This is a genomic window from Tsuneonella rigui, assembly GCF_003958625.1.
GTDB lineage: Bacteria > Pseudomonadota > Alphaproteobacteria > Sphingomonadales > Sphingomonadaceae > Tsuneonella > Tsuneonella rigui.
The window spans coordinates 1-22,672 of sequence record NZ_RSEL01000007.1 but is presented as its reverse complement, the minus strand read 5'-3'; the positions used below and the strand labels follow the sequence as shown (position 1 = coordinate 22,672).

At 65.0% G+C, this 22,672-nt stretch carries 39 protein-coding genes and 1 pseudogene; 10 read left to right on the top strand and 30 right to left on the bottom strand.

Annotated features, from left to right (window positions below; genetic code table 11):
• Positions 1-44: 44 nt before the first annotated feature.
• The 29 genes from rpsM to rpsL form a co-directional block, all read right to left on the bottom strand.
• Positions 45-413, bottom strand: coding sequence for a 30S ribosomal protein S13 (gene rpsM, locus ELY12_RS03425; protein WP_126175314.1), 369 nt, complete (start codon positions 411-413; stop codon positions 45-47).
• Between the two features lie 289 nt (positions 414-702).
• A complete protein-coding gene (locus tag ELY12_RS03420; RefSeq protein ID WP_206435756.1) occupies positions 703-1,470 on the bottom strand; it encodes an SRPBCC family protein in 768 nt (255 codons plus the stop codon).
• 57 nt (positions 1,471-1,527) lie between these two features.
• Positions 1,528-2,175 (bottom strand): adenylate kinase, encoded by a 648-nt coding sequence (locus ELY12_RS03415; protein ID WP_126175313.1) that lies wholly within the window; start codon positions 2,173-2,175, stop codon positions 1,528-1,530.
• Between the two features lie 32 nt (positions 2,176-2,207).
• Positions 2,208-3,572 carry a preprotein translocase subunit SecY gene (gene secY / locus ELY12_RS03410; RefSeq protein ID WP_126175312.1) on the bottom strand — a complete coding sequence of 455 codons (1,365 nt, stop codon included), beginning with the start codon at positions 3,570-3,572 and terminating at the stop codon, positions 2,208-2,210.
• A gap of 104 nt (positions 3,573-3,676) precedes the next feature.
• Positions 3,677-4,213 (bottom strand): 50S ribosomal protein L15, encoded by a 537-nt coding sequence (gene rplO / locus ELY12_RS03405; protein ID WP_126175311.1) that lies wholly within the window; start codon positions 4,211-4,213, stop codon positions 3,677-3,679.
• A 67-nt stretch (positions 4,214-4,280) separates the two neighbouring features.
• Complete coding sequence (rpmD, locus tag ELY12_RS03400) at positions 4,281-4,457, bottom strand: 50S ribosomal protein L30 (protein WP_126175310.1); 177 nt, start codon at positions 4,455-4,457, stop codon at positions 4,281-4,283.
• A gap of 5 nt (positions 4,458-4,462) precedes the next feature.
• Complete coding sequence (rpsE, locus tag ELY12_RS03395; RefSeq protein WP_241229705.1) at positions 4,463-5,245, bottom strand: 30S ribosomal protein S5; 783 nt, start codon at positions 5,243-5,245, stop codon at positions 4,463-4,465.
• 2 nt (positions 5,246-5,247) lie between these two features.
• Complete coding sequence (rplR, locus tag ELY12_RS03385; RefSeq protein WP_126175309.1) at positions 5,248-5,592, bottom strand: 50S ribosomal protein L18; 345 nt, start codon at positions 5,590-5,592, stop codon at positions 5,248-5,250.
• Between the two features lies 1 nt (position 5,593).
• On the bottom strand, positions 5,594-6,127 hold the full coding sequence (gene rplF / locus ELY12_RS03380) for a 50S ribosomal protein L6 (protein ID WP_126175308.1): 534 nt from the start codon (positions 6,125-6,127) through the stop codon (positions 5,594-5,596).
• Positions 6,127-6,522 carry a 30S ribosomal protein S8 gene (gene rpsH, locus ELY12_RS03375; protein WP_126175307.1) on the bottom strand — a complete coding sequence of 132 codons (396 nt, stop codon included), beginning with the start codon at positions 6,520-6,522 and terminating at the stop codon, positions 6,127-6,129. The genes rplF and rpsH overlap by 1 nt, the downstream gene beginning before the upstream one ends.
• A gap of 11 nt (positions 6,523-6,533) precedes the next feature.
• Positions 6,534-6,839 carry a 30S ribosomal protein S14 gene (gene rpsN / locus ELY12_RS03370; protein WP_126175306.1) on the bottom strand — a complete coding sequence of 102 codons (306 nt, stop codon included), beginning with the start codon at positions 6,837-6,839 and terminating at the stop codon, positions 6,534-6,536.
• Between the two features lie 29 nt (positions 6,840-6,868).
• Complete coding sequence (rplE, locus tag ELY12_RS03365; RefSeq protein ID WP_126175305.1) at positions 6,869-7,462, bottom strand: 50S ribosomal protein L5; 594 nt, start codon at positions 7,460-7,462, stop codon at positions 6,869-6,871.
• On the bottom strand, positions 7,455-7,778 hold the full coding sequence (gene rplX / locus ELY12_RS03360; RefSeq protein ID WP_126175304.1) for a 50S ribosomal protein L24: 324 nt from the start codon (positions 7,776-7,778) through the stop codon (positions 7,455-7,457). The genes rplE and rplX overlap by 8 nt, the downstream gene beginning before the upstream one ends.
• Entirely contained in the window at positions 7,778-8,146 is a 369-nt protein-coding gene (rplN, locus tag ELY12_RS03355) for a 50S ribosomal protein L14 (RefSeq protein WP_126175303.1), read from the bottom strand. The genes rplX and rplN overlap by 1 nt, the downstream gene beginning before the upstream one ends.
• Positions 8,147-8,208: 62 nt before the next feature.
• Entirely contained in the window at positions 8,209-8,499 is a 291-nt protein-coding gene (gene rpsQ, locus ELY12_RS03350; protein ID WP_126175302.1) for a 30S ribosomal protein S17, read from the bottom strand.
• A 10-nt stretch (positions 8,500-8,509) separates the two neighbouring features.
• Entirely contained in the window at positions 8,510-8,743 is a 234-nt protein-coding gene (gene rpmC, locus ELY12_RS03345; protein ID WP_126175301.1) for a 50S ribosomal protein L29, read from the bottom strand.
• Entirely contained in the window at positions 8,743-9,177 is a 435-nt protein-coding gene (rplP, locus tag ELY12_RS03340; protein WP_126175300.1) for a 50S ribosomal protein L16, read from the bottom strand. The genes rpmC and rplP overlap by 1 nt, the downstream gene beginning before the upstream one ends.
• Before the next feature lie 15 nt (positions 9,178-9,192).
• Positions 9,193-9,897, bottom strand: a complete 705-nt coding sequence (gene rpsC, locus ELY12_RS03335) for a 30S ribosomal protein S3 (protein ID WP_126175299.1) — start codon at positions 9,895-9,897, stop codon at positions 9,193-9,195.
• A gap of 3 nt (positions 9,898-9,900) precedes the next feature.
• A complete protein-coding gene (gene rplV / locus ELY12_RS03330; protein WP_126175298.1) occupies positions 9,901-10,278 on the bottom strand; it encodes a 50S ribosomal protein L22 in 378 nt (125 codons plus the stop codon).
• Entirely contained in the window at positions 10,278-10,553 is a 276-nt protein-coding gene (gene rpsS, locus ELY12_RS03325) for a 30S ribosomal protein S19 (RefSeq protein WP_126175297.1), read from the bottom strand. The genes rplV and rpsS overlap by 1 nt, the downstream gene beginning before the upstream one ends.
• 5 nt (positions 10,554-10,558) lie before the next feature.
• On the bottom strand, positions 10,559-11,395 hold the full coding sequence (gene rplB / locus ELY12_RS03320) for a 50S ribosomal protein L2 (RefSeq protein ID WP_126175296.1): 837 nt from the start codon (positions 11,393-11,395) through the stop codon (positions 10,559-10,561).
• Positions 11,396-11,399: 4 nt separating this feature from the next.
• Positions 11,400-11,714 (bottom strand): 50S ribosomal protein L23, encoded by a 315-nt coding sequence (locus ELY12_RS03315; RefSeq protein ID WP_126175295.1) that lies wholly within the window; start codon positions 11,712-11,714, stop codon positions 11,400-11,402.
• The gene (rplD, locus tag ELY12_RS03310) at positions 11,707-12,333 is read right to left on the bottom strand and encodes a 50S ribosomal protein L4 (protein WP_126175294.1); all 627 of its coding nucleotides are present in this window, start codon (positions 12,331-12,333) and stop codon (positions 11,707-11,709) included. The genes ELY12_RS03315 and rplD overlap by 8 nt, the downstream gene beginning before the upstream one ends.
• 4 nt (positions 12,334-12,337) lie before the next feature.
• Positions 12,338-13,228 carry a 50S ribosomal protein L3 gene (rplC, locus tag ELY12_RS03305; protein ID WP_126175293.1) on the bottom strand — a complete coding sequence of 297 codons (891 nt, stop codon included), beginning with the start codon at positions 13,226-13,228 and terminating at the stop codon, positions 12,338-12,340.
• A gap of 181 nt (positions 13,229-13,409) precedes the next feature.
• Positions 13,410-13,721: a 30S ribosomal protein S10 gene (gene rpsJ / locus ELY12_RS03300; protein ID WP_126175292.1), complete on the bottom strand. Its 312-nt coding sequence runs from the start codon at positions 13,719-13,721 to the stop codon at positions 13,410-13,412.
• Positions 13,722-14,035: 314 nt separating this feature from the next.
• Entirely contained in the window at positions 14,036-15,226 is a 1,191-nt protein-coding gene (gene tuf, locus ELY12_RS03295; protein ID WP_126175291.1) for an elongation factor Tu, read from the bottom strand.
• Between the two features lie 92 nt (positions 15,227-15,318).
• Entirely contained in the window at positions 15,319-17,412 is a 2,094-nt protein-coding gene (fusA, locus tag ELY12_RS03290) for an elongation factor G (protein WP_126175290.1), read from the bottom strand.
• A gap of 61 nt (positions 17,413-17,473) precedes the next feature.
• Complete coding sequence (rpsG, locus tag ELY12_RS03285; RefSeq protein WP_126175289.1) at positions 17,474-17,944, bottom strand: 30S ribosomal protein S7; 471 nt, start codon at positions 17,942-17,944, stop codon at positions 17,474-17,476.
• Positions 17,945-18,015: 71 nt separating this feature from the next.
• Positions 18,016-18,387: a 30S ribosomal protein S12 gene (rpsL, locus tag ELY12_RS03280; protein WP_126175288.1), complete on the bottom strand. Its 372-nt coding sequence runs from the start codon at positions 18,385-18,387 to the stop codon at positions 18,016-18,018.
• 539 nt (positions 18,388-18,926) lie between these two features.
• Here rpsL and ELY12_RS03275 point away from each other — a divergent pair.
• From ELY12_RS03275 to ELY12_RS03245, 8 genes are all read left to right on the top strand, one after another.
• Positions 18,927-19,106: a hypothetical protein gene (locus ELY12_RS03275; protein WP_126175287.1), complete on the top strand. Its 180-nt coding sequence runs from the start codon at positions 18,927-18,929 to the stop codon at positions 19,104-19,106.
• Between the two features lie 130 nt (positions 19,107-19,236).
• Complete coding sequence (locus ELY12_RS03270; RefSeq protein ID WP_126175286.1) at positions 19,237-19,452, top strand: hypothetical protein; 216 nt, start codon at positions 19,237-19,239, stop codon at positions 19,450-19,452.
• 184 nt (positions 19,453-19,636) lie between these two features.
• Complete coding sequence (locus tag ELY12_RS03265; RefSeq protein WP_126175285.1) at positions 19,637-19,873, top strand: antitoxin Xre/MbcA/ParS toxin-binding domain-containing protein; 237 nt, start codon at positions 19,637-19,639, stop codon at positions 19,871-19,873.
• Between the two features lie 17 nt (positions 19,874-19,890).
• Positions 19,891-20,022: a hypothetical protein gene (locus ELY12_RS14550; protein ID WP_277600236.1), complete on the top strand. Its 132-nt coding sequence runs from the start codon at positions 19,891-19,893 to the stop codon at positions 20,020-20,022.
• A 36-nt stretch (positions 20,023-20,058) separates the two neighbouring features.
• Positions 20,059-20,328 carry a hypothetical protein gene (locus tag ELY12_RS03260; RefSeq protein WP_126175284.1) on the top strand — a complete coding sequence of 90 codons (270 nt, stop codon included), beginning with the start codon at positions 20,059-20,061 and terminating at the stop codon, positions 20,326-20,328.
• A 10-nt stretch (positions 20,329-20,338) separates the two neighbouring features.
• Positions 20,339-20,584 carry a cold-shock protein gene (locus ELY12_RS03255; protein WP_126175283.1) on the top strand — a complete coding sequence of 82 codons (246 nt, stop codon included), beginning with the start codon at positions 20,339-20,341 and terminating at the stop codon, positions 20,582-20,584.
• 55 nt (positions 20,585-20,639) lie between these two features.
• Entirely contained in the window at positions 20,640-20,948 is a 309-nt protein-coding gene (locus tag ELY12_RS03250; RefSeq protein ID WP_126175282.1) for a hypothetical protein, read from the top strand.
• Entirely contained in the window at positions 20,941-21,120 is a 180-nt protein-coding gene (locus tag ELY12_RS03245) for a hypothetical protein (RefSeq protein ID WP_126175281.1), read from the top strand. Before ELY12_RS03250 ends, ELY12_RS03245 begins: the two co-directional genes overlap by 8 nt.
• 134 nt (positions 21,121-21,254) lie before the next feature.
• Here the strand turns inward: ELY12_RS03245 and ELY12_RS03240 are convergent, their stop codons facing one another.
• The gene (locus ELY12_RS03240) at positions 21,255-21,575 is read right to left on the bottom strand and encodes a hypothetical protein (RefSeq protein ID WP_126175280.1); all 321 of its coding nucleotides are present in this window, start codon (positions 21,573-21,575) and stop codon (positions 21,255-21,257) included.
• A 106-nt stretch (positions 21,576-21,681) separates the two neighbouring features.
• Here ELY12_RS03240 and ELY12_RS03235 point away from each other — a divergent pair, with 106 nt between their 5' ends.
• Together ELY12_RS03235 and ELY12_RS03230 are read left to right on the top strand one after the other, a co-directional pair.
• Positions 21,682-22,422 carry a hypothetical protein gene (locus ELY12_RS03235; protein WP_206435755.1) on the top strand — a complete coding sequence of 247 codons (741 nt, stop codon included), beginning with the start codon at positions 21,682-21,684 and terminating at the stop codon, positions 22,420-22,422.
• A 40-nt stretch (positions 22,423-22,462) separates the two neighbouring features.
• Positions 22,463-22,672, top strand: a pseudogene (locus ELY12_RS03230) (hypothetical protein); the annotation flags it as partial.

Genomic DNA, 22,672 nt, shown 5'->3' with positions numbered 1-22,672 from the left:
AAATCCAAGAGAGCAGCGGCGGCCGAACGAAACGGCCGCGCGGCTTACTTCTTCTTGCCGGCGATCGGCTTGGCCTTGCCCTTGCGGGTGCGGGCGTTGGTGTGAGTGCGCTGGCCGCGGACCGGCAGGCCCTTGCGGTGGCGCAGGCCGCGATAGCTGGCGAGGTCCATCAAACGCTTGATGTTCATCGCGGTGTCGCGGCGAAGGTCACCCTCGACCGAGTGATCGGCGTCGATGGTCTCACGGATCTGCAGCACTTCGGCGTCCGACAGGTCCGACACGCGGCGGCGGTGATCGATGCCCAACTTGTCGGCAATCTTGACTGCGGTGGTCGGGCCGATCCCGTGGATGTAGGTGAGCGCGATGATCACGCGCTTGTTGGTGGGGAGGTTTACCCCGGCAATACGAGCCACTTAATTCTCCATGCTCCACAGAGGCCGCGGTGACCGCGCCCCTATCTCATCGCTCTATCCAGCAAGCGCGGCGCCGTTACGGCAAAAGGTCCGGAGGGGGCGCACACGGAAGTGAACGCCTGCCGGACTCATCCGTCTTGTCGAATAGGCGGCGCGCTTACGGCGATTCGCCGGTCCAGTCAACCGGCTGCGCGCACGAACAGCGGCGGACGCCAGACGGCTCCGCTGCTCGACTTGGTTCGGCGATTCTACACTCATTTGGCGGGAGGTCAAACCCCGGCGCGCAGGATCATTCGTCGCCCTTGTCGTCCTTCTTGTCGCCCATGGCGTCGAGCGCGGCCCCGACGTCGTCGGTGGTGGCAGCGGGCTTGGCGGGCGCAGGCTTGGGAGCGGCGGGCCTTGGTGCGGCCGGCTTCGGCGTGGGCGACTGGCTAGCTGCCGCCGCCGCCGCGGGTTTGGCCGGCGCTGCCGCGGGCTTGGCGGACGCCGCTTCTTCCACTCGCCCGAGCTTATCGGCGAGGTGCCCCAGCTGCTGGCTCATGACCCCATCGACCGCCGCCGAGATCTTGTCGACCGGATAGCGCAGGTGCCCCGCGACGACGTATTCCCACACCAGCTTGGTGTCGCCGCCCGCAGCCGGCTGCATCGTTACCGTCAGGACGCCATCGACCGGCTCGCTCTGCAGTGGGCCGAGGGCGCCGCGCATGCGCAGAACCTTCGCCGGTTCGGCCATGACTACGGTCATGTGCTGCGCGCTCCCGGCGAGACCGGTATCCGCCGCGGCGTCCTTTTCCGGAATGCGCTCGCAGAAGCATCCCCCGCCCTGCGGGACCAGCGACAGGTTTGCCGCCGAGCCCGACCAGGTGTGGGTATCGTCCCACCATCCGGCAGGCTCGATCAGAGCGAGCCACGCCGCCTTGGGTGCGGCCTTCACGGTGACGCTGTCGCGGGTGACGAAGTGATCGGCCGACTTGTCGACCACCTCGGCCGCGGCGGGCGCCGATAGCGCACACAACGCCGCGCCGATTGCGCTCACCCGGAGCGAATTCCTGAACATCGAGAAGCCTCCCATCCCTCGCCCATCTATTCCACGCGGGCGCGCCGGGGAAAAGGCCTAACCGGCCAGGATGCCCTCGATCGCGCCGCTCACGGCGTCGATATCGGCCATGCCGTCGATCCGGCGGACGATCCCGCGCCCCTCGTAGATCGGCAGGATCGGCGCGGTCTTCGCGCGATATTCCGCCATCCGAGTGCGCACGGTCTCTTCGTTGTCGTCGGGCCGCCGCTTGAACTCGGTGCTACCGCAACGATCGCATACGCCGAGCTGCGCCGGACGCTTGAAGTCGTCGTTGTAGCCCTCGCCGCAGTTGGCGCAGGTGAAGCGGCCGGTGATGCGCGCGACCAGTGCGTCCTCGTTCACCTCAAGCTCGATCACATGGTCGAGCTTGCGGCCGTGCGCGGCGAGGATCACGTCGAGCGCCTCGGCCTGCGCGCCGGTGCGGGGATAGCCGTCGAAGATGGCGCCCGTCTCGGGCCCCATCTCGGTCAATTCGGCATCGATCAGGCGCGAGACGATGTCGTCCGAAACGAGCTCGCCCCGCTCCATCACCGCCTTGGCTTCGAGCCCCACGGGTGTGCCCGCCTTGACCGCCGCGCGCAGCATGTCGCCGGTCGAGAGCTGGCGCATCCCGTGCCCATCGACGAGCCGCTGGGCCTGGGTGCCCTTGCCCGCTCCGGGCGGTCCGAGAAGGATGATATTCACCTGGGAAATCCCCCTTGGAAAGCGCGGCGAGCTTAGCGCAGCCGCCCCTTCAATTTCGCCTTCTTGATCAGATTACCGTACTGGTGCGCCAGCAGGTGCGACTGAATCTGGCTAATCGTATCCACCGTCACGTTGACCACGATCAGCAGGCTGGTGCCGCCGAGGAACAGCGGAATGCCGGTCTGCGCGATCGCCCATTCGGGAAGCACGCAGACGAGCGTCAGGTAGAGCGCCCCGATCACGGTGATACGCGTGAGCACGTAATCGAGAAAGTCCTGCGTGCGCTTGCCGGGCCGGATGCCGGGGATGAAGCCGCCGTTCTTCTTCAAGTTCTCGGCGGTCTCTTCCGGGTTGAAGACGACCGCGGTGTAGAAGAACGTGAAGAAGATGATCCCGGCGGCATAGAGCGCGAGGTACAGCGGCTTGCCGTGCTGGAGATAGAAGTTCAGCGAATTGATGATCCCGCCGGTAGTGCCTTCGGGGTCGATCGCTTGGCCGGCGAACTGCGTGATCGTCAGCGGCAACAGCAGCAGCGAGCTCGCGAAGATCGGCGGAATCACGCCCGAGGTATTGAGCTTGAGCGGCAGGTGGCTGCGATCGGCCTGCATCATCCCGCGCTGGCTGGCGCGCTTGGGATACTGGATCAGCAACTGCCGCTGCGCCCGCTCCATGAACGAGATGAACACGATCAGGCCGACGATCATCGCGACGAAGAAGACGATCACGAAGGGGCTGATCGAACCCGAACGGCCCCCTTCGAACAGATTGGCGCCGAAGCTCGGGAAGCGGCTGACGATGCCCGCCATGATGATCAGCGAGACGCCGTTGCCGATCCCGCGGCTGGTGATCTGCTCGCCCAGCCAGAGGAGGAACATCGATCCGCCGACGAGGCTGATGACCGCGGTGATGCGGAAGGTCAGGCCGGGGAAGACCACCGCCTGGAGCCCGCTCGACGCACCGTAGGCCTCGAGGCCCGAGGCCAAGAACCACCCCTGGATCGCGCACAGGAACACCGTGCCGTAACGGGTGTACTGGTTGAGCTTCTGCCGGCCGCTGGCGCCTTCCTTCTTCATCGCCGCGAGCGCGGGATGGAGCGAGGCGGCGAGCTGCACCACGATCGACGCGGTGATGTACGGCATGATGCCGAGCGCGATGAGGCTCATGCGCTCGAGGCTACCGCCAGAGAAGGTGTTGAAGAGGTCGAGGATACCGCCCTGCGTCTGCGCATAGAGTTGCTCCAGCACCAGCGGGTTCACACCCGGCAGCGGCACGAAGCTCAGGAAGCGGAAGACGATGAGCGCGGCGATCGTGAACCAGATACGGTTCTTGAGCTCGGTGGCCTTGGAAAAGTTCGCGAGGCTCAGCGAGCTCGCGATATTGTCGGCGCGTGATGCCATGGGATTACTCGAAATCCTGTTTTGGCGCCGGTCCCTCCCGGCACAGGGAGGCTACATAGGAAGCGCGGGGTCCGATGTCGAACCCCGCGCCACCGATTGTTCGCTTACTTCGCAGCCTTGTCGGCGCGGGCAGCCTTGTTGGCCTCCGCACGGGCGGCCTTCTTCTCGTGCTCGGGCTGCGCCTTGGCGATTACCTCGACCGAGCCGCCGGCCTTCTCGACCGCCTCGATCGCGCCCTTGCTGGCGCCGGCGACCTTGAAGCTGACCTTCGAAGTCAGCACGCCCTTGCCGAGCAGGCGCACGCCGTGCTTGGCGCTGCGGCCAAGGCCCGCGGCCTTGAGCGCGTCGTGGTCGATTGTGCCCTTGGCGTCGAGCTTGCCGGCGTCGATGAACTTCTGGACCATGCCCAGGTTCACCTCGGCGTAGTCCTTCGGGTTCAGCGCGTTGAAGCCGCGCTTCGGGATCCGCATGTGGAGCGGCATCTGACCGCCTTCGAACCCGGCGATGGACACGCCCGAGCGCGCCTTGGCGCCCTTCTGGCCGCGGCCAGCGGTCTTGCCCTTGCCCGAGCCGATGCCGCGGCCGACGCGCATCTTGCGATGGCGGGCCCCGGCGTTGTCGCGGATGTCGTTCAGTTTCATATCAGTGCACTCGCTTTCGCTTTTGTCGCGCTATGCCTGCCCGGCCGCAGCCGGGCACGGCGGGATGTCAGTCGACGATCTCGACCATGTGCGGCAGCTTGGCGATCGCCCCGCGGACTTCGGCCGAATCCTCGACCTCCACTACGCGGTGCATCTTGCCGAGGCCGAGGCCGATCAGGACCTTCTTCTGGCTTTCGGGACGGCGGATCGGGCTGCCGATCTGCTTGAGCTTGATCTTGGGCATTGGAATTACTCCACCATCGCCGCGGCGTCGGCTTCGGCCTCCGCCTCGCTCGCGCCGCCGCGACCCAGGAGGTCGGCGACCTTCTTGCCGCGACGCTGCGCAACCGACTTCGGCGAAGTCTGGTCCTGCAGCGCGGCGAAGGTGGCGCGGATCATGTTGTAGGGGTTGGACGTGCCGACCGACTTGGTCACCACGTCGGCCACGCCAAGGCTTTCGAACACGGCGCGCATCGGGCCGCCGGCGATGATGCCGGTACCCGCAGGTGCGCTGCGGACGTTGACCTTGCCGGCGCCGAAACGGCCCTTGCCGTCGTGGTGCAGGGTGCGGCCTTCCTTGAGCGGAACGCGGATCATCTTCTTCTTGGCCGAGGCGGTCGCCTTGGTGATGGCTTCCGGCACTTCGCGCGCCTTACCATGACCGAAGCCGACCCGGCCCGAACCGTCGCCCACGACGACCAGCGCCGCGAAGCCGAAGCGCTTGCCGCCCTTCACCGTCTTCGAGACGCGGTTGATATGGACCAGCTTTTCGATGATGCCGTCGTCTTCTTCCTCGCGTCCGCCGCGACGATCGTCGCGCCGGCCACCACGGCCGCCCTGACCGCCACGGCCACCCTGGCCGCCGCGACCGCCACGGTCGCCGCCGCCACGGCCACCACGACCGCGGGGCTGCTCGTGCGCGCCCTGGTCCGCGCTCTGCGTGTCAGCCGCTTCCGACGAAGTGTCGGCGATCGCCGGTTCGGCGTTCACGACCGCGTTCTCGGTCTCGGCAGTGTTTTCGTTGTCAGCCATCATCAGAACTCCAGCCCGCCTTCGCGGGCGGCGTCGGCCAGCGCTTTCACGCGGCCATGGAAAAGGAACCCGCCGCGGTCGAACACGACCGTGCTCACGCCGGCCTTCTTGGCGGCTTCGGCGATGGTTTTGCCGACCTGCACGGCGGCATCGACGTTCGCGCCCGAGGACTTGACGCCCAAGGTGCTCGCAGCGGCCAGCGTGCGGCCCTGCGCGTCGTCGATGACCTGCGCATAGATGTGCCGGCCGGTGCGGTGGATCGACAGGCGTGGACGGTCGCCCGCACGAGCCTTGATCGCGGTGCGCACGCGACGGCGGCGGCGCTCGAAGAGGGAAAGCTTGGCCATCTTACTTCTTCTTCCCTTCCTTGCGGAAGATGTACTCGCCGCGATAGGCGATGCCCTTGCCCTTGTAGGGCTCCGGCTTGCGCCAACGGCGGATTTCGGCAGCGAACTGGCCCACGGCCTGCTTGTCGATGCCCGACACCTCGACCGTGGTCTGGTCGGGGGTCTTCACCTCGAGGCCTTCCGGCACTTCGAGATCGACGTCATGGCTGTAGCCGAGCTGCAGCTTGAGCTTCTTGCCCTGCGCCGATGCGCGGTAGCCGACGCCCTTGATGTCGAGCGTCTTGGTGAAGCCGCTCGTCACGCCTTCGACCAGGTTCGACACCAGCGTGCGCTGCATGCCCCAGAAGGCACGCGCCTGCTTGCTGTCGTTCGCCGGCATCACCGAGATGCCGCCGTCCTCAACCGTGTAGTTGATCAGGTCCGACATGCCGAGCGAGAGGGTGCCCTTGGGCCCCTTCACCGACAGGACGTTGCCGTTGATGTCGGCAGTAACCCCGCTGGGGATCGCCACCGGCCGTTTACCGATGCGGCTCATCAGAACACCTCCGCCAGCACTTCGCCGCCGACGTTCTGGCTGCGCGCTTCGGCATCCGAGAGCACGCCGCGCGGCGTCGAGACGATGGTGATGCCAAGGCCATTGCGGATCGTCGGCAGTTCCTTGGAACCCGAGTAGACGCGGCGGCCCGGCTTGGAGACGCGGGCCACGTGCTTGATCGCGGGCTCGCCTTCGAAATACTTGAGTTCGATCCGCAGCGCGGGGTGCGCGCCCGAAGCGTCTTCGCTGAAACCACGGATGTAGCCTTCGCGCTTGAGCACTTCGAGAACGTTTGCACGCAGCTTGCTGGCGGGCGTGAGGACGCTGTCCTTCTTCGCCTGCTGGCCGTTGCGGATGCGGGTGAGCATATCACCCAGGGGATCGGTCATAGCCATCTTCTAAACCCTCACCAGCTCGACTTGGTCAGGCCCGGAATCAGGCCCTTGTTGCCGAGGTCGCGCAGTTCGATGCGGTTGAGGCCGAACTTGCGGTAGTAGCCGCGCGGGCGGCCGGTGGTGGAACAGCGGTTGCGCACCCGGGTCGGGTTCGCATTGCGCGGGATTTCCGCCAGCTTCAGGCGCGCGATCAGGCGCTCGCCATCGTCGAGCGACTTGTCGTCGGCAATCGCCTTCAGCCGGGCGTACTTGCCGGCATACTTCTTCACCAGCTTCTTGCGCCGCTCGTTCTTGTTGATGGAACTCAGTTTCGCCATGGACTTAAGCTCTCTTCCTTAAACGGTGATCACGCGGCAGCCTGCTGCTCTTCAGCAGCGGCTTCTTCACGCGGGAACGGGAAGCCGAACAGGCGCAGCAGCTCGCGCGCCTCGTCGTCGGTCTTCGCGGTGGTGGTCACGATGATGTCCATCCCCCGGACCTTCTCGATCTTGTCGTACGAGATTTCCGGGAAGATGATCTGTTCCTTCAGGCCCATCGCATAGTTGCCGCGCCCGTCGAAGCTCTTCGGGTTCAGCCCGCGGAAGTCGCGGATGCGGGGCATGGCGACGGTCACGAGACGGTCGAGGAACTCGTACATGCGTTCGCGGCGGAGGGTCACCTTCGCACCGATCGGCATGCCTTCACGCAGCTTGAACTGCGCGATCGACTTCTTGGCCTTGGTGATGACCGGCTTCTGGCCAGCGATCAGCGCCATTTCCTCGGCCGCGGTCTGGACCTTCTTCTTGTCCTGGCTCGCCTCGCCCACGCCCATGTTGAGCGTGATCTTCTCGAGCTTGGGCACTTCCATCGCGTTCTTGTAACCGAACTTCTCGGTCATCGCCTTCGCGATCTCGGCCTCGTACTTCGCCTTCAGGCGCGGAGTGTAGCTGGCATCAGCCATCGATGGTCTCCCCGGACTTGACGGCGACACGGACCTTGCGGCCGTCCTTGTTCGTTTCGAACCGGACGCGGGTCGGCTTGCCGTCCTTGGGATCGGCCAGCGCCACCTTCGAGATGTGCATCGGGGCCGGCTTGCGGTCGATGCCACCCTGCGGGTTCTGCTGGCTCGGCTTGCGGTGACGGGCGGTGACGTTGATCCCGTCGACGACAACCTTGCCGTCCTTGGGGCTCACGGCCTGAACGGTACCGGTACGGCCCTTGTCCTTGCCCGACAAGACGACAACGTTGTCGCCCTTCTTGATCTTAGCGGCGGCCATCACAAAACCTCCGGAGCGAGGCTGATGATCTTCATGAAGCCGCGGCCGCGCAGTTCGCGCACCACAGGCCCGAAGATACGGGTGCCGATCGGCTCCTCGTTCTTGTTGACCAGCACCGCGGCGTTGCTGTCGAAGCGGATCACGCTGCCGTCGGCGCGGCGCACGTCCTTGCGAGTGCGCACGATCACCGCGCGGTGAACGTCACCCTTTTTCACGCGGGTGCGTGGCTGCGCTTCCTTGACGGAGACGACGATCACGTCGCCCACGCCGGCAGTGCGGCGCTTCGATCCGCCCAGCACCTTGATGCACTGGACGCGCTTGGCGCCGCTGTTGTCGGCGACGTCGAGCGTGGATTGCATCTGGATCATAGATCCGGTTCCTTCTCGTTCGGCTTGCCGGAACCAGTCCGGCAGTTCCTAAAAAATCTGGCTCAGTTGCCGGCTTCGGCGACGTCGAGGTCGGCTTCCACCGCCTGCACACCACCGGCCACGACGCGGTCCTTGACGGCCCAGGTCTTGGTCTTCGAAATCGGGCGGGTCTCTTCGATCCGCACGACGTCGCCCGGGTGGTACTCGTTGCCCTCGTCGTGGGCGTGGTACTTCTTCGAGCGCCGGATGATCTTGCCGTAGAGCGGGTGCTTCACCTTGCGCTCGACCAGCACGGTCACGGTCTTGTCGGTCTTGTCGGAGACGACGGTCCCGGTGAGAATACGCTTGGGCATCGTGCCTTCCTTACTTCGCTTCGGCAGCGCGAGTACGCTCGCCCTGCAGCGTCTTGATGCGCGCGATGTCGCGGCGAACTTCCTTGATGCGCGCGGGGCGCTCCAGCTGGTTCGTGGCGGCCTGGAAGCGCAGGTTGAACGCTTCACGCTTCAGGTCGACGAGCTGCTCGCCGAGCTGATCGTCGGTCTTGGTGCGCATGTCCTCGACCTTGCTGCCGGTCGCGGCGGCGGGTTTCTTGGCCATTATTCGGCTCCCAGGTGGCTGGTGTCGCCCAGACGAGCGATAACCTTGGTCTTGATCGGCAGCTTCATCGCCGCGCGGCTGAACGCTTCGGCCGCGAGCGGACCCGGAACGCCGTCGAGCTCGAACAACACGCGGCCCGGCTTCACGCGGGCGGCCCAGTATTCAATCGAGCCCTTGCCCTTGCCCTGGCGGACTTCGGCCGGCTTCTTCGACACCGGCACGTCCGGGAACACGCGGATCCACAGGCGTCCCTGACGCTTGATGTGACGCGTGATCGCACGGCGAGCCGCCTCGATCTGGCGCGCGGTGACCCGCTCGGGCTCAAGCGCCTTGAGGCCGTACGAGCCGAAGTTGAGGCTCGTGCCGCCCTTGGCGTCACCCTTGATCCGGCCCTTGAAGGCCTTGCGGAACTTGGTCTTTTTCGGTTGCAGCATGTCTCTTGCTCTACCTTAGCGCCGGTCGGAAGCCGGACGGACGCCCGAAGTCTGGGCCTCCATCATCAGGCGGTCCTGCGCGGTCGGATCATGGCCGAGGATCTCGCCCTTGAAGATCCACACCTTGATGCCGATGATGCCGTACGCGGTCAGCGCCTCGGCATCGGCATAGTCGACGTTCGCGCGCAGAGTATGCAGCGGAACGCGGCCTTCGCGGTACTGTTCGACACGGGCGATCTCGGCGCCGCCGAGACGGCCGCCGCACATCACCTTGATGCCTTCGGCACCCAGGCGCATGGCCGACTGCATCGCGCGCTTCATCGCCCGGCGGAACGCCACGCGGCGGACCAGCTGGTCGGCGATGCCCTGGGCGACGAGCTTGGCGTCGATCTCGGGCTTGCGGATCTCGACGATGTTCAGCTTCACGTCGCTCGCGGTCATGGTCGCGAGCTTGGCGCGCAGCTTCTCGATGTCCGCGCCCTTCTTGCCGATGATGACGCCCGGGCGGGCGGCATAGATCGACACGCGGCACAGCTTGGCCGGACGCTCGATCACGACCTTGCTGATCGCGGCCTGCGGCATGTTGTCGACGATGTACTTGCGGATCTCGATGTCTTCGCTGAGCAGCTTCGCGTAGTCGCGCCCTTCGGCGTACCAGCGGCTGTCCCAGGTCCGGTTGATCTGCAGGCGCAGGCCGACGGGGTTCGATTTATGACCCATGGATCAGGCCTCCTCGCTTTCACGCACCACGATCCGGAGCCGGCTGAACGGCTTCAGGATGCGGGTCGACTTGCCGCGACCACGGGTGTGGAAGCGCTTCATTGTGACCGACTTGCCGACCGACGCCTCGGCGACGACGAGCGCGTCGACATCGAGGTTGTGGTTGTTCTCGGCGTTGGCGATCGCGCTCGCGAGCACCTTCGATGCGTCGCGGGCCATCGCTTTCTTGGAGAAGGTCAGGATGTTCATCGCCTCTTCGGCCTTGCGGCCGCGGATCAGCGCAGCGACGAGGTTCAGCTTCTGCGCCGAACCACGGATCGTGGTGCCGACGGCCAGAGCCTCGTTGTCGCCGACGCGGCGGGGGGCTTTCTGCTTGCCCATCAGCGCTTGCCCTTCTTGTCGGCGGCGTGGCCGGGGAAGTTCCGCGTGGGCGAGAACTCACCGAGCTTGTGGCCGACCATGTCTTCGTTGACGGAGACCGGAATGAACTTCTGGCCGTTGTAGACGCTGAAGGTCAGGCCCACGAACTGCGGCAGGATCGTGCTGCGACGCGACCAGGTCTTGATCGCACCGCGCGCGTTCTTCTCCTGCGCGTCCTCGGCCTTCTTCAGCAGGTGGAGGTCGACGAACGGACCTTTCCAGACGGAACGAGCCATCTCGATTACCTCTTCTTCTTGGCGTGACGCGAACGGATGATCATCTTGTCCGTCGCCTTGTTGTGGCGGGTGCGGGCACCCTTGGTCGGCTTGCCCCACGGGGTGACCGGGTGACGGCCGCCCGAGGTCCGGCCTTCGCCACCGCCGTGCGGGTGATCGACCGGGTTCTTCGCAACGCCGCGGGTCAGCGGACGCTTGCCCATCCAGCGGCTGCGGCCGGCCTTGGCGAAGTTCTGGTTCTGGTTGTCGGGGTTCGAGACCGCGCCAACCGTGCCCATGCAATCCGAACGCAGGTAGCGCTGCTCGCCGCTGTTCAGGCGAACGATCACCATCCCGCGGTCACGGCCGACGACCTGCACGTAAGTGCCGGCCGAACGGGCGATCTGACCGCCCTTGCCCGGCTTCATCTCCACGTTGTGGCAGATGGTGCCGACCGGCATGGTGCCCAGCAGCATCGCGTTGCCCGGCTTGGTATCGGTCTTCTCGCCCGCGACGACCGTGTCGCCGACGGCGAGACGCTGCGGCGCGAGGATGTAGGCGAGCTCGCCGTCCTCGTACTTCACCAGCGCGATGAAGGCCGTGCGGTTGGGGTCGTACTCGAGCCGCTCGACGGTGGCCGGCATGTCCCACTTGCGCCGCTTGAAGTCGACGTAGCGGTACTTCTGCTTGTGGCCGCCGGCGATGCCGCGCGAGGTCACATGGCCCTTGTTGTTACGGCCGCCGGTCTTGCGCTTGCCTTCGACAAGCGCCTTGACCGGCTTGCCCTTCCACAGGCCGGACTTGTCGACCAAGATCAGGCCGCGACGGGCCGGGCTGGTCGGCTTGTAGTTCTTGAGTGCCATCGCCTCAGATCCCGCTCGTGATGTCGATCGAGTCCTGGCCGGCGGCCAGCGTCACGATCGCCTTCTTCATGTCGGAGCGCGAGTAGGGCTTGCCCTTCCAGCGCTTGGTCTTGCCCTTGACGACAATGGTATTCACCTTCGCCACCTTGCGATCGTAGATGGCCTCGACGGCCTCCTTGATCTGCGACTTTGTGGCGTCGCCCGCGACCTTGAAAACGATCGCGTTGAATTCCGAAGCCAGGGTCGACTTTTCGGTGATGTGCGGGGCGACGATCACGTCGTAGTGACGCGCGTCGACCGCCTTTGCAGACTTAGCCATTGAAGCGCGCCTCCAGCTTCTCGACCGCGGCCTTGGTCAGGACCAGCGTGTCGTGCTTCAGGATGTCGTAGACGTTGGCGCCCACGGCCGGCAGGACGTTGACGCCCGGCAAGTTGCCCGCGGCCCGCGCGAACGAGCTTTCGACCGCGTCGCCGTCGATCACCAGGACCTTGCCGCTCCAGCCGTTCTTGTCGAACTGCCCCTTGAGCGCCTTGGTCTTGGCGTCCTTCAGCTCCAGGCTGTCGACGATCACGAGACCGTCCTTCGCCTTGCTCGAGAGCGCCATGCGGAGCCCCAGAGCGCGGATCTTCTTGTTAAGCGAGATGTTGAAATCGCGCTTGCGGGCGCCGTGCGCCTTGCCGCCGCCGATGAACACCGGAGCCGCACGATCACCGTGACGAGCCGTGCCGCCACCCTTCTGGCGACCGAACTTCTTGCCGGTGCGCGACACCTCGCTGCGCTCGCGGGTCGGACGCGCGGTCGCGCGCCGGTTCCACAGCTGCCAGGTGACGACGCGGTGCAGGATGTCCTGCCGCGGCTCGACACCGAAGACGTCGTCGTTCAGCTCAAGGCCGCCCTTGACCTCGGTGCCGTCGAGTTTCTGGACCTTCACCTTCACGGGATCAGCCCTCCTTGCCTTCGTCCGAGCCGGCGTTGTCGCCGCTCTCGGGGGTTTCTTCGCCGACCGCCGGGGTGGTTTCGTCACCCGCGCCAGCCTGCTGCTCCTGCGCCAGCACTTCCTGCTGTTCCGGAGTGACCTGCTCGATCACTTCGTGCTCGGCAGCAGCCTCGACCATGCCGGCCGGTGCTTCTTCGTGCTCGGGAGCGGTGCTCTTCTTCTCGACGATCGCGCCGGGGAACGGCAGACCTTCGGGCGCCGAAAGCTTGACCGCGTCGCGGATCAGCATCCAGCTGTTCTTCGAGCCAGGGACCGAACCCTTGACGAAGATCAAGCCGCGGGTTGCGTCGGTACGGACGACTTCCAGGTTCTGCTGGGTGCGCTGCTTGTCACCCATGTGGCCGGCCATCTTCTTGTTCTTGAAGACCTTGCCCGGATCCTGGCGCTGACCGGTCGAACCGTGCGCACGGTGGCTGATCGAGACGCCGTGCGTCGCGCGCATGCCGCCGAAGCCCCAGCGCTTCATCGCGCCCTGGAAGCCCTTGCCCTGGGTGTGACCGGTGATGTCGACCTTCTGGCCGGCAATGAAATGTTCGGCCGAGATCGTCGAACCGACGGGGATGAGACCATCCTCACCATCGACGCGGAATTCGGCGACGCGCATCTTGAGGCCAACCTGCGCCTTCGCGAAAGCTTCGCGCTGCGGCTTGTTGACGTTCTTCTGCTTGGCTTCGCCCGCTCCCAGCTGGACGGCGAAGTAGCCGTCACGGTCGGCGGTGCGGTGCGAGACCACCTGGCAATCTTCCAGCGCCAGGACGGTGACGGGCACGTGGCGGCCGTCCTCCTGGAACAGGCGGGTCATCCCGACTTTCTTAGCGATCACGCCTGAGCGCATGATCCGTTCTCCTTACAGAGGCACACGGGACCATCCCGCGTGCTTGCTCGGCCCTGGAATTCATGCGTCGCCCCGTCCGGGCCAAAGTGCTTCTCGTGAGAGAAGCGAGACGGGGGACGCTAACCCGGCCGAAACCGGAGGTATCCCTTGTCCGCAGGGCCTCGCGGCCCCGCTCGTCAAATCAAGCCAGCTTGATCTCGACGTTCACGCCCGCGGCGAGGTCGAGCTTCATCAGCGCGTCCACGGTCTGGGCGTTGGGCTGCACGATATCGAGCAGCCGCTTGTAGGTGCGCACCTCGAACTGCTCACGCGACTTCTTGTCGATGTGCGGGCCGCGAAGCACGGTGAACTTCTCGCAGCGCGTCGGCATGGGAATGGGGCCCCGGATCAGCGCGCCCGTGCGACGGGCGGTTTCCGCGATCTCGCCAGTGGCCTGGTCGAGCACGCGGTGGTCAAACGCCTTCAGGCGAATGCGGATATTCTGAGCTTCCATGTCCCTACCGATGCGAAAGAGCCTGAGCGAACTGTTGGCGTTTCCGTTGTCAGCCCGCAAAAAAGAAAGGCACGCCCCGCTTCAACCCGGTTTCCCGGAACGGGCGGCCTTCCCTGAATTTCGTTGGACAGGGACGAATCCCCGGCCGGTGGCGCGCCTATACGGATGAGGCCCGCCGGTGGCAACCCCCGATTTGCCGGGAAATCACCGAGAGCTGCCTGGGCCGTGCCGGAACGCGGCAGGAGCTCTCATTAAACGGCAAGGGCCCGCCTCTCCCGCAGGAGAGACGGGCCCCAAACCTGACGATCAGAAGCTTACTTCGTGATCTTCGAGACGACGCCCGAGCCGACGGTGCGGCCACCTTCGCGGATCGCGAAGCGCAGGCCCTCGTCCATCGCGATCGGCGCGATCAGCTTGACGCCGATCGTGACGTTGTCGCCCGGCATGACCATCTCGGTGCCCTCGGGGAGGACGACCTCACCGGTCACGTCGGTGGTGCGGAAGTAGAACTGCGGGCGGTAGTTGGCGAAGAACGGCGTATGACGGCCGCCTTCGTCCTTCGACAGCACGTAGACTTCGGCTTCGAAATCGGTGTGCGGGTTGACCGAACCGGGCTTGGCCAGAACCTGGCCGCGCTCGACGGCTTCACGCGCCACGCCGCGGATCAGCGCACCGATGTTGTCGCCCGCTTCGCCGCGATCGAGCAGCTTGCGGAACATCTCGACGCCGGTGACGGTCGTCTTGGTGGTGTCCTTGATACCGACGATCTCGCATTCGTCGCCGACGTTCACGACGCCCGACTCAACGCGGCCGGTGACCACGGTGCCGCGGCCCGAGATCGAGAACACGTCTTCGATCGGCATCAGGAACGGCTTGTCGACCGGACGCTCCGGCTGCGGGATCGCTTCGTCGACCGCCTTCATCAGGGCAACGACCGATTCCTTGCCGATGTTCTCATCGCGGCCTTCGAGGGCGGCGAGAGCCGAACCCTTGACGATCGGAATGTTGTCGCCGTCGAAGTCGTACGAGCTCAGCAGCTCGCGCACTTCCAGCTCGACCAGCTCGAGGATTTCCTCGTCGTCGACCTGATCGACCTTGTTCATGTACACGACCAGTGCCGGCACGCCGACCTGACGGGCGAGCAGGATGTGCTCGCGGGTCTGCGGCATCGGGCCGTCGGCGGCGTTCACGACCAGGATCGCGCCGTCCATCTGGGCGGCACCGGTGATCATGTTCTTCACGTAGTCGGCGTGGCCCGGGCAATCGACGTGCGCATAGTGACGCGCGTCGGTCTCGTACTCGACGTGCGCGGTCGAGATGGTGATGCCGCGCTCACGCTCTTCGGGAGCCTTGTCGATGTTCGCGAAATCCACCGCGGCGCCGCCGTGCAGCTCAGCCATCACCTTGGTGATCGCGGCCGTCAGCGTGGTCTTGCCGTGGTCGACGTGACCGATGGTGCCGATGTTGCAGTGCGGCTTGTTCCGCTGGAATTTTTCCTTAGCCATTTTGACTCTAACCTCTGTCTGGAAATGAATTTCACCAAGTCAGGCTGCGGCACCCGGTGAATCGGGTGCCGCCCCTAGACGCTCGCCCTACCTTAGGCAAGCTTCTCCTTGACCTCGGCCGCCACGTTCGCGGGCACTTCGTCGTAGTGCGAGAACTGCATCGAGTACTGGGCGCGGCCCTGGGTAAACGAGCGCAGTTCGTTGACGTAACCGAACATGTTGGCGAGCGGCACCATCGCTTCGACCGCCTGCGCGTTGCCGCGGGTGTCGGTGCCCTGGATCTGCCCACGCCGGCTGTTGATGTCGCCAATGACGTCGCCGAGGTAATCCTCGGGGGTCACGACCTCCACCTTCATGATCGGCTCGAGCAGCTTGATGCCCGACTTCTGCGCGACTTCGCGCATCGCACCGCGGCCAGCGATTTCGAACGCGATCGCGCTCGAGTCGACGTCGTGGTACGCACCGTCATACAGCGTGACGGTGAAATCGATGATCGGGAAGCCCACGAGGTAGCCGCTTTCGCCCTGCTCGCGAAAACCCTTTTCGATCGCCGGGATGTACTCCTTGGGGATGTTGCCGCCCTTGATCTCGTCCTTGAAGACGAAACCCTGACCGCGCTCGCCCGGCTCGACCTTGACCTTGACGCGGCCGAACTGGCCCGAGCCGCCCGACTGCTTCTTGTGGGTGTAGTCGACGTCGACCGGCTTCGCGAGGTACTCGCGGTACGCCACCTGCGGCGCGCCGACGTTGGCTTCGACCTTGAACTCGCGCTTCATGCGGTCGACGATGATGTCGAGGTGGAGTTCGCCCATTCCCTTGATGATCGTCTGGCCACTTTCGTGGTCGGTCGACACACGGAAGCTCGGGTCCTCTTGCGCCAGGCGATTGAGGGCAACGCCCATCTTCTCCTGGTCGGCCTTGGTCTTCGGCTCCACCGACAGCTCGATCACCGGCTCGGGGAATTCCATCCGCTCGAGAATGATCGGTTTGGCCGGATCGCACAGCGTGTCGCCGGTGGTAGTGTCCTTCATGCCGGCGAGCGCGACGATGTCGCCCGCGAACGCCTCATCGATGTCCTCCCGGTTGTTGGAGTGCATCAGCAGCATGCGGCCGATCTTTTCCTTCTTGTCCTTCACCGAGTTCAGGACCTGGCCCTTGACCAGCTTGCCCGAGTAGATGCGGGTGAAGGTCAGCGAACCGACGAACGGGTCGTTCATGATCTTGAACGCCAGCGCGGCGAACGGCGCGTCGTCGCTCGAGGGGCGCTCGGCTTCTTCGTCGCTGTCGGGCAGGACGCCCTTGATCGCCGGCACGTCGAGCGGGCTCGGCATGTAGTCGACCACCGCGTCGAGCAGGGGCTGGACGCCCTTGTTCTTGAACGCGGAGCCGCACACCACCGGAACGAACGCGCGCGCCATGGTGCCCTTGCGGATCAGCTTCTTGAGCGTCGCCACGTCGGGCTCGTTGCCCTCGAGGTACTGCTCCATCACGTCGTCGTCCTGTTCAACGACGAGCTCGATCAACTGGTTGCGATAGTCGGCCGCCTTGTCAGCGAGATCATCGGGGATCGCGACGTATTCGAACTCAGCGCCGAGGCTCTCGTCCTTCCAGACGATGCCGCGGTTGTTGACGAGGTCTACCACGCCCTTGAGCTGGCTCTCCGCGCCGATCGGGAGATACAGCACCAGCGGCTTGGCGCCGAGGCGGTCGATAATCGACTGGACGCAATAGTAGAAGTCGGCACCAGTGCGGTCCAACTTATTCACGAAGCACATTCTCGGCACGCCGTACTTGTCGGCCTGGCGCCACACGGTTTCCGACTGCGGTTCCACGCCGGCGACGCCGTCGAACACCGCGACCGCACCGTCGAGGACGCGCAGCGAGCGCTCGACTTCGATGGTGAAGTCGACGTGCCCGGGGGTGTCGATGATGTTGATGCGGTGCTTGGGGCCCTGACCATCCTCAGCCTGCCAGAACGTGGTCGTGGCGGCCGAGGTGATGGTGATCCCGCGCTCCTGCTCCTGCTCCATCCAGTCCATGGTCGCGGCGCCGTCGTGGACTTCGCCGATCTTGTAGGACTTGCCGGTGTAATAGAGAATGCGCTCGGTCGTGGTGGTCTTGCCGGCATCAATGTGCGCCATGATGCCGATATTGCGGTAGCGCTCCAGCGGGTATTCGCGGGCCATGTGTAGTTCCTCGGGGGTTTGGGAGCCGCCTCGCTAGCGAGGAGCGGCCCCCATGTAGTGATTACCAGCGATAATGCGAGAAGGCGCGGTTCGCGTCCGCCATGCGGTGCGTGTCTTCGCGCTTCTTGACCGCGTTGCCGCGGTTGTTGGCGGCATCCATCAGCTCGCCCGAGAGACGGGCGGCCATGGTGGTCTCCGCACGGCCGCGGGCGGCGGTGATGAGCCAGCGGATGGCGAGCGCCTGGGCGCGCTCCGGACGGACCTCGACCGGCACCTGGTAGGTGGCACCGCCGACGCGGCGCGAACGCACCTCGATCTGCGGGGCGACGTTCTGCAGGGCGGAGTGGAACACGCCCAGCGGATCGGCCTTGGCGCGGGTTTCGACGGTATCGAGCGCACCATAGACGATGCTCTCGGCAACCGACTTCTTCCCGTCGTACATGAGGTTGTTCATGAACTTCGACAGGATCTGATCACCGAACTTCGGGTCAGGCAGGATTTCCCGCTTCTCGGGACGACGACGACGAGACATTCTCGTTATTCCTTATGCAAGGCCGCAGCGAACGAAGGCGCGCGGCCGGAAACCTCGAAAAAGCGGGGCGCTTACTTCGGACGCTTGGCGCCGTACTTCGAGCGGCTCTGCTTGCGGTCCTTGACGCCCTGGGTGTCGAGCACGCCGCGCAGCACGTGGTAGCGCACGCCCGGAAGGTCGCGCACGCGGCCGCCGCGGATGAGCACCACCGAGTGCTCCTGCAGGTTGTGGCCTTCACCCGGGATGTAGGTGATGACCTCGCGCTGGTTGGTGAGGCGCACCTTGGCCACCTTGCGCAGCGCCGAGTTCGGCTTCTTCGGGGTCGTCGTGTAGACGCGGGTACAAACGCCGCGCTTCTGCGGGTTCGCTTCCATCGCAGGGACCTTCGACTTGGCCTTCTGCGGTTCGCGGCCCTTGCGGACCAGCTGGTTGATCGTCGGCATTAAGACTTTCTCTCACTTCACCGGGTGATGGCATCACTGGCAGGATGAAGGGAGAAAGGACCGTGCGATCGAGCCGTCGCCTGCGGAGCAAGTCCGAAGGCACGGCTGAGGCGCAACGAGCCTGAAACACTCCACCCGTGTCACGGACACCGGGTTACTTTGACGGCCGCCCCGAGAGCGTCCGGATGAGGACCGCTCCAATAGAAAAGAGCCCCATGTGCAACCGCACCAGGCCCCGGAACTCAACCGCCAATGTTCAGCTCTATCTGCCCGAAGCGAGCCCCCGATCACTCACGGGCCGGCCTTGGATGGGCGCGCCCTTAGGGGGTTTAGGGTGGGGGGTCAAGCGTGGCGGCGGTCTGACGGCTTGGCTAAGTCTGGTCTCGCGCTCCCGCAGGTTTAGGCGATGTGTCCGATATTGGGTGGAAAGCGAACGATTCGCGCGTCGACTGCTACTCGCCTGCAAGGCAGCCGGCTTTCAGGCTAGCGATTTGAAAGCAGAACGCGGAACTAAGCGACCGCGTTCGACTTAGGAGCGCATGGAAACTCGCCTCGTCTTCGCATACCTCATCATCGCCTTCATGGTCATCGCGGCCGGCTCGCTGATCGGTTATGCGCGCTACAACCAGCACGATCGGAAGATTGCCCGGCAGCGGGCACGCGAGCGGGACGCGAGGGTGAAGCGGATTCAGGATATCGCGGATCGCACCTCGTCCTAGCGCGAGCCCCTCGCTCACCTTGTATCCGGCGGGCCCGCTCCCCAAATAAGCCCAATCGCAGTGGCTTCCTTTTCCGTGAGCGCCCGCGACTGAGAGACTTTGGGCTCCCGCTTGCAGCAGGAGCATATCGATGTCTCATCCCTCTACTGGCAGCGCCGATATTTTCAGGACTGAGTCCTGGGAAAACGAAGGCGGCAGCATCCCTGCTGTTGAGCTTGCCGAGCGGCTCGGGGTCATCCGTCATGTGACGGAGACCTACTCTGTGGGCGGCTTCCGCTACACCAGCCTGACCGACGCGATCGCGCAGGCGCGCCGGATGACCAAGCTGGAGCGCGAGCTGATATGACCGCACGCCAAAAATCGAGGCCCGATTACATGGGCGTTTTCCTGCCGCTTGGTGCGATGGCGACCATCATTTGGTGTTTGGTCAGTTGAGCGCCCCCGCGAACCTGCCGCCGGAAACATCTGACTCCGAAGACCGACAAACGTCCCCGGCAGCGCACTGGCGTAGACGGAAAAGGGCCGTGCCAATGCCTGCCGACGAGGCGGCGAGGCAAGGCGACATTGCAAGCCTGGCATTCAGAATCCTTGGCAAGGACGCCGCCATCGTCTTCCTGAACACCGAACACGACGCGCTGGGCGGACGCCCGATCGCGCTAGCGACGCAAAGCAAAGCTGGTGAGGCGATTGTGCGAGCGGAGCTGGCGCGGCTTGCACCAGCCCCCTCAGACAACATCATGCTGAATGGCCGCCCCGACGGCGGCTGACATCAAGGAGGAAAGACATGGCCAAGGGCCAACGAAAATCGAACAGAGAGATCCGCAAACCCAAGGCGGAAAAGCCCAAGACCAATGCTTCGCAGCCCAGCCAGAAACCGGGCGCGGTAAAGGGCCTTGAGACCATCCGCAACAGGTAGGCCTAGCGGCCCCAACCCCGACATCTAGAGTGCCGAATGGCTATTCGAACGACCCGTACACAAGTGACATTTTGTTCTCCATTCTCCTTGCCCGAGCTTGATGGCGACCAACCAGCAGGAACTTATGAGATCGAGACTGATGAAGAGGCCGTCGAAGGCAACGAGCGCACCGTGTATGTGCGTGTTGCAACACTGCTCCACATTCACTCGCCGGGTTCGACGCGAACAGTGACGATCGACCCCGCCGGTCTTGCAGCAGCACTAGAGCGCGATGCTGCAATCGGCACCTCGGTGATCGGCCCGTGACGAATTTCGTATGACCAACTTCGGCAAGATTCAAAGCTACGATGCTCGAACCGGGTCAGGGATCATCATGCCCGAACAGGGCGACCAGCCAATTCCATTCGATAGCCGAGACGCGGCTAGCGATGATCCCCGTCCGAAGATTCATCAGCGCTATGCCTACAACACACTCCTGCCCGCTCAGGGCGGTGAGCTTCGGGCGGTAAACCTTCGGCTGCAGCAGACACACCGCGAGCAGGCGGAAAGCCAAGCGCGCTGACTCACCGAGCTCGCGGCTCGCGAGGCTTCCCGACTTGTCTGAAAGGAGAGCAACTATGGACCTCAATGAACTACTCGGCGCCCACCAGGTTGAGGTAATGAAGGCCAAGGCATCAGGAGAAGGCGAAGCTCGTGAGAGCCACTTTCAGAACGTCGCCGAATATGCCGAACGTGTCCGCGCACTGAGAAATATCTCTCCAGCGGATGCGGCGGTAGACCCCGCCGCATCGCGAGAAACGATCATCTACGGAACATATGCTGGCGGGCCGACCACAATCCGACACGACTCTTTGAATGACGCCAAGGGGCAGGGTGGGAACCGCGAACTCAGCGGCAAGCTAGATTGGACATATTCAAATGACTGATTTGAATGCACTTCGGCGGGCCAGCACTCACGATGAGCGTCAGGTGATGGCGCTCGAAATGATTGCGGACCAATTATGTCTGATCTCAGAGGCGTTGGCACAGCCGCAAAAGCCTGTGCACGAAGCATCTCCTGACAAACTTGGCATAACGTCCTCGAACGGCGATTCTTGAATACTTGGGCTTTGACGTCCCTAGCTAGCGCCTCATCGGACGGCCACTGACTGTAAATGTCCGCAATGGGTCGTTCGCAGACAGGCAGCTTTGGTTTGAGACATCGCTAAAGCGGAAGTCTGAAACCGGGTGTCTTATGTTGCCTTCGCCTCCACCGCCGGCGCATAACACCTCGGTGCCCCCACCCCATCCGCCAGCTCCAGCTCCGGAAACGCAGCGACGCACGCCTGCGCGTCCTCCAGGTTGTGGAAGTAGATCGCCATCGCCTGCCGGCCCACGCTCCACCCGCCCGAGTGGATTGCGTGGCGGCGCGGGCCCAGTTCCTTGAGCCAGGCGTGGAGGCGGTCCTGCAGGCCCCACCAGCGGCTGCGGTCGTGGAACGGGATCACGAACTTCACGCGGACCGGATAGGCCTGGTCGTCAGTCTTGTGCTGCGATTGGGTGCGTCGAACCATGCGCCCTGAAAGCACGCCGGCGGGCGATTCGGGAAGCGGTTTGTTCGCGAAATGTTCTCGAAAGCGTTTTCCTACACGCGGGCGATCTGCAATGTGCTCGCGGGTCATGGATGAAATGCCCGATGCGCCCGCTCCTCCGCCCCGCCCCAACCGCGCGATCGCGCGCCAGGCGACCAGCGTGGCGGCCTATTCCGCCGGGCCGGTGCCCGATGCGGAGGACCCGCTGCTCGGCTTCGCGCCGTTTTTCCACCCGCAGCCCCGGCGCAACTCGATCACGCCCGAGCTGCAGCGCCGGTTCGTCGCCACGCTCGCCGCCACGGGGATCGTCAACCAGGCGGCGCGCTCGATCGGCAAGTCGATGGAGGCGCTCTACAAGCTGCGCGCGCGCCCGGGCGCGGAGGGCTTCGCGGGCGCGTGGGATGCGGCGCTGGAGCGCGGGCTGACCCGGCTGGAGGACTGCGCGCTCGAACGCCCGCTCCAGGGCACCGCGACGCCGATCGTATCGGGCGGCGAGATCCTCGGCTGGTGGGAGAAGCCCGACAACAACCTGCTGCGCTTCCTCCTCCAGCAGCGGCTGCCCGCGCGCTATGGCCTGAAGGCGGTCGGGCCGGGGCATCCGCTGTGGGACACGGTGCGCGCCGCGGTGCTGGCGGACCCTGCGGTGCGCGAGCGGGAGGAACGGATGCGCGAGGCGATGGTCAAGGCGCAGGCGGAGGTACGCGACCTCGAGCACGCGCTCGCCGACGCGGAGCTTGAGATCGAGCGGCTGCGCGGCGAGGCCAAGGCGGCGGGCCAGCAGCGCGATTACTTCGAGGAGCTGGTCCACCGCGCCCGCGCCGAAGTGTGAGAGCGGAGCCGAACGCGCGGGTCGGCGTTCCTCCCATGCCATGTACGGTGAGCACGACCATGCCGGCCGGCGGCGGCTGGCCGCGGGGGCCGCGACGCTGGCGATCCATGCGGGCCTCGCGGCGATCCTGATCTGGGGCCTGGCGGAGCGCGGGCGCCCGGGCAAGCCCGACAGCGCGCTTGTGACGGTCGCGATCGAGCAACCCAAGCCGCCGCCTCCTCCGACCGAGCCCGCGCCGAAGCAGGCAGCG

What these genes read in the sequence shown, in the direction of transcription:
- ELY12_RS03420 (WP_206435756.1), bottom strand. Translation starts at nt 1,470, where the DNA reads ATGTTCAGGAATTCGCTCCGGGTGAGCGCAATCGGCGCGGCGTTGTGT.
- secY (WP_126175312.1), bottom strand. Translation starts at nt 3,572, where the DNA reads ATGGCATCACGCGCCGACAATATCGCGAGCTCGCTGAGCCTCGCGAAC.
- rplO (WP_126175311.1), bottom strand. Translation starts at nt 4,213, where the DNA reads ATGAAACTGAACGACATCCGCGACAACGCCGGGGCCCGCCATCGCAAG.
- rpmD (WP_126175310.1), bottom strand. Translation starts at nt 4,457, where the DNA reads ATGCCCAAGATCAAGCTCAAGCAGATCGGCAGCCCGATCCGCCGTCCC.
- rpsE (WP_241229705.1), bottom strand. Translation starts at nt 5,245, where the DNA reads ATGGCTGACAACGAAAACACTGCCGAGACCGAGAACGCGGTCGTGAAC.
- rplR (WP_126175309.1), bottom strand. Translation starts at nt 5,592, where the DNA reads ATGGCCAAGCTTTCCCTCTTCGAGCGCCGCCGCCGTCGCGTGCGCACC.
- rplF (WP_126175308.1), bottom strand. Translation starts at nt 6,127, where the DNA reads ATGAGCCGCATCGGTAAACGGCCGGTGGCGATCCCCAGCGGGGTTACT.
- rpsH (WP_126175307.1), bottom strand. Translation starts at nt 6,522, where the DNA reads ATGGCTATGACCGATCCCCTGGGTGATATGCTCACCCGCATCCGCAAC.
- rpsN (WP_126175306.1), bottom strand. Translation starts at nt 6,839, where the DNA reads ATGGCGAAACTGAGTTCCATCAACAAGAACGAGCGGCGCAAGAAGCTG.
- rplE (WP_126175305.1), bottom strand. Translation starts at nt 7,462, where the DNA reads ATGGCTGATGCCAGCTACACTCCGCGCCTGAAGGCGAAGTACGAGGCC.
- rplX (WP_126175304.1), bottom strand. Translation starts at nt 7,778, where the DNA reads ATGGCCGCCGCTAAGATCAAGAAGGGCGACAACGTTGTCGTCTTGTCG.
- rplN (WP_126175303.1), bottom strand. Translation starts at nt 8,146, where the DNA reads ATGATCCAGATGCAATCCACGCTCGACGTCGCCGACAACAGCGGCGCC.
- rpsQ (WP_126175302.1), bottom strand. Translation starts at nt 8,499, where the DNA reads ATGCCCAAGCGTATTCTCACCGGGACCGTCGTCTCCGACAAGACCGAC.
- rpmC (WP_126175301.1), bottom strand. Translation starts at nt 8,743, where the DNA reads ATGGCCAAGAAACCCGCCGCCGCGACCGGCAGCAAGGTCGAGGACATG.
- rplP (WP_126175300.1), bottom strand. Translation starts at nt 9,177, where the DNA reads ATGCTGCAACCGAAAAAGACCAAGTTCCGCAAGGCCTTCAAGGGCCGG.
- rpsC (WP_126175299.1), bottom strand. Translation starts at nt 9,897, where the DNA reads ATGGGTCATAAATCGAACCCCGTCGGCCTGCGCCTGCAGATCAACCGG.
- rplV (WP_126175298.1), bottom strand. Translation starts at nt 10,278, where the DNA reads ATGGGCAAGCAGAAAGCCCCCCGCCGCGTCGGCGACAACGAGGCTCTG.
- rpsS (WP_126175297.1), bottom strand. Translation starts at nt 10,553, where the DNA reads ATGGCTCGTTCCGTCTGGAAAGGTCCGTTCGTCGACCTCCACCTGCTG.
- rplB (WP_126175296.1), bottom strand. Translation starts at nt 11,395, where the DNA reads ATGGCACTCAAGAACTACAAGCCGACCAGCCCGGCCCGTCGCGGCCTG.
- ELY12_RS03315 (WP_126175295.1), bottom strand. Translation starts at nt 11,714, where the DNA reads ATGGCTAAGTCTGCAAAGGCGGTCGACGCGCGTCACTACGACGTGATC.
- rplC (WP_126175293.1), bottom strand. Translation starts at nt 13,228, where the DNA reads ATGCGCTCAGGCGTGATCGCTAAGAAAGTCGGGATGACCCGCCTGTTC.
- rpsJ (WP_126175292.1), bottom strand. Translation starts at nt 13,721, where the DNA reads ATGGAAGCTCAGAATATCCGCATTCGCCTGAAGGCGTTTGACCACCGC.
- tuf (WP_126175291.1), bottom strand. Translation starts at nt 15,226, where the DNA reads ATGGCTAAGGAAAAATTCCAGCGGAACAAGCCGCACTGCAACATCGGC.
- fusA (WP_126175290.1), bottom strand. Translation starts at nt 17,412, where the DNA reads ATGGCCCGCGAATACCCGCTGGAGCGCTACCGCAATATCGGCATCATG.
- rpsG (WP_126175289.1), bottom strand. Translation starts at nt 17,944, where the DNA reads ATGTCTCGTCGTCGTCGTCCCGAGAAGCGGGAAATCCTGCCTGACCCG.
- rpsL (WP_126175288.1), bottom strand. Translation starts at nt 18,387, where the DNA reads ATGCCGACGATCAACCAGCTGGTCCGCAAGGGCCGCGAACCGCAGAAG.
- ELY12_RS03275 (WP_126175287.1), top strand. Translation starts at nt 18,927, where the DNA reads ATGGAAACTCGCCTCGTCTTCGCATACCTCATCATCGCCTTCATGGTC.
- ELY12_RS03270 (WP_126175286.1), top strand. Translation starts at nt 19,237, where the DNA reads ATGTCTCATCCCTCTACTGGCAGCGCCGATATTTTCAGGACTGAGTCC.
- ELY12_RS03265 (WP_126175285.1), top strand. Translation starts at nt 19,637, where the DNA reads ATGCCTGCCGACGAGGCGGCGAGGCAAGGCGACATTGCAAGCCTGGCA.
- ELY12_RS14550 (WP_277600236.1), top strand. Translation starts at nt 19,891, where the DNA reads ATGGCCAAGGGCCAACGAAAATCGAACAGAGAGATCCGCAAACCCAAG.
- ELY12_RS03260 (WP_126175284.1), top strand. Translation starts at nt 20,059, where the DNA reads ATGGCTATTCGAACGACCCGTACACAAGTGACATTTTGTTCTCCATTC.
- ELY12_RS03255 (WP_126175283.1), top strand. Translation starts at nt 20,339, where the DNA reads ATGACCAACTTCGGCAAGATTCAAAGCTACGATGCTCGAACCGGGTCA.
- ELY12_RS03250 (WP_126175282.1), top strand. Translation starts at nt 20,640, where the DNA reads ATGGACCTCAATGAACTACTCGGCGCCCACCAGGTTGAGGTAATGAAG.
- ELY12_RS03245 (WP_126175281.1), top strand. Translation starts at nt 20,941, where the DNA reads ATGACTGATTTGAATGCACTTCGGCGGGCCAGCACTCACGATGAGCGT.
- ELY12_RS03240 (WP_126175280.1), bottom strand. Translation starts at nt 21,575, where the DNA reads ATGGTTCGACGCACCCAATCGCAGCACAAGACTGACGACCAGGCCTAT.
- ELY12_RS03235 (WP_206435755.1), top strand. Translation starts at nt 21,682, where the DNA reads ATGGATGAAATGCCCGATGCGCCCGCTCCTCCGCCCCGCCCCAACCGC.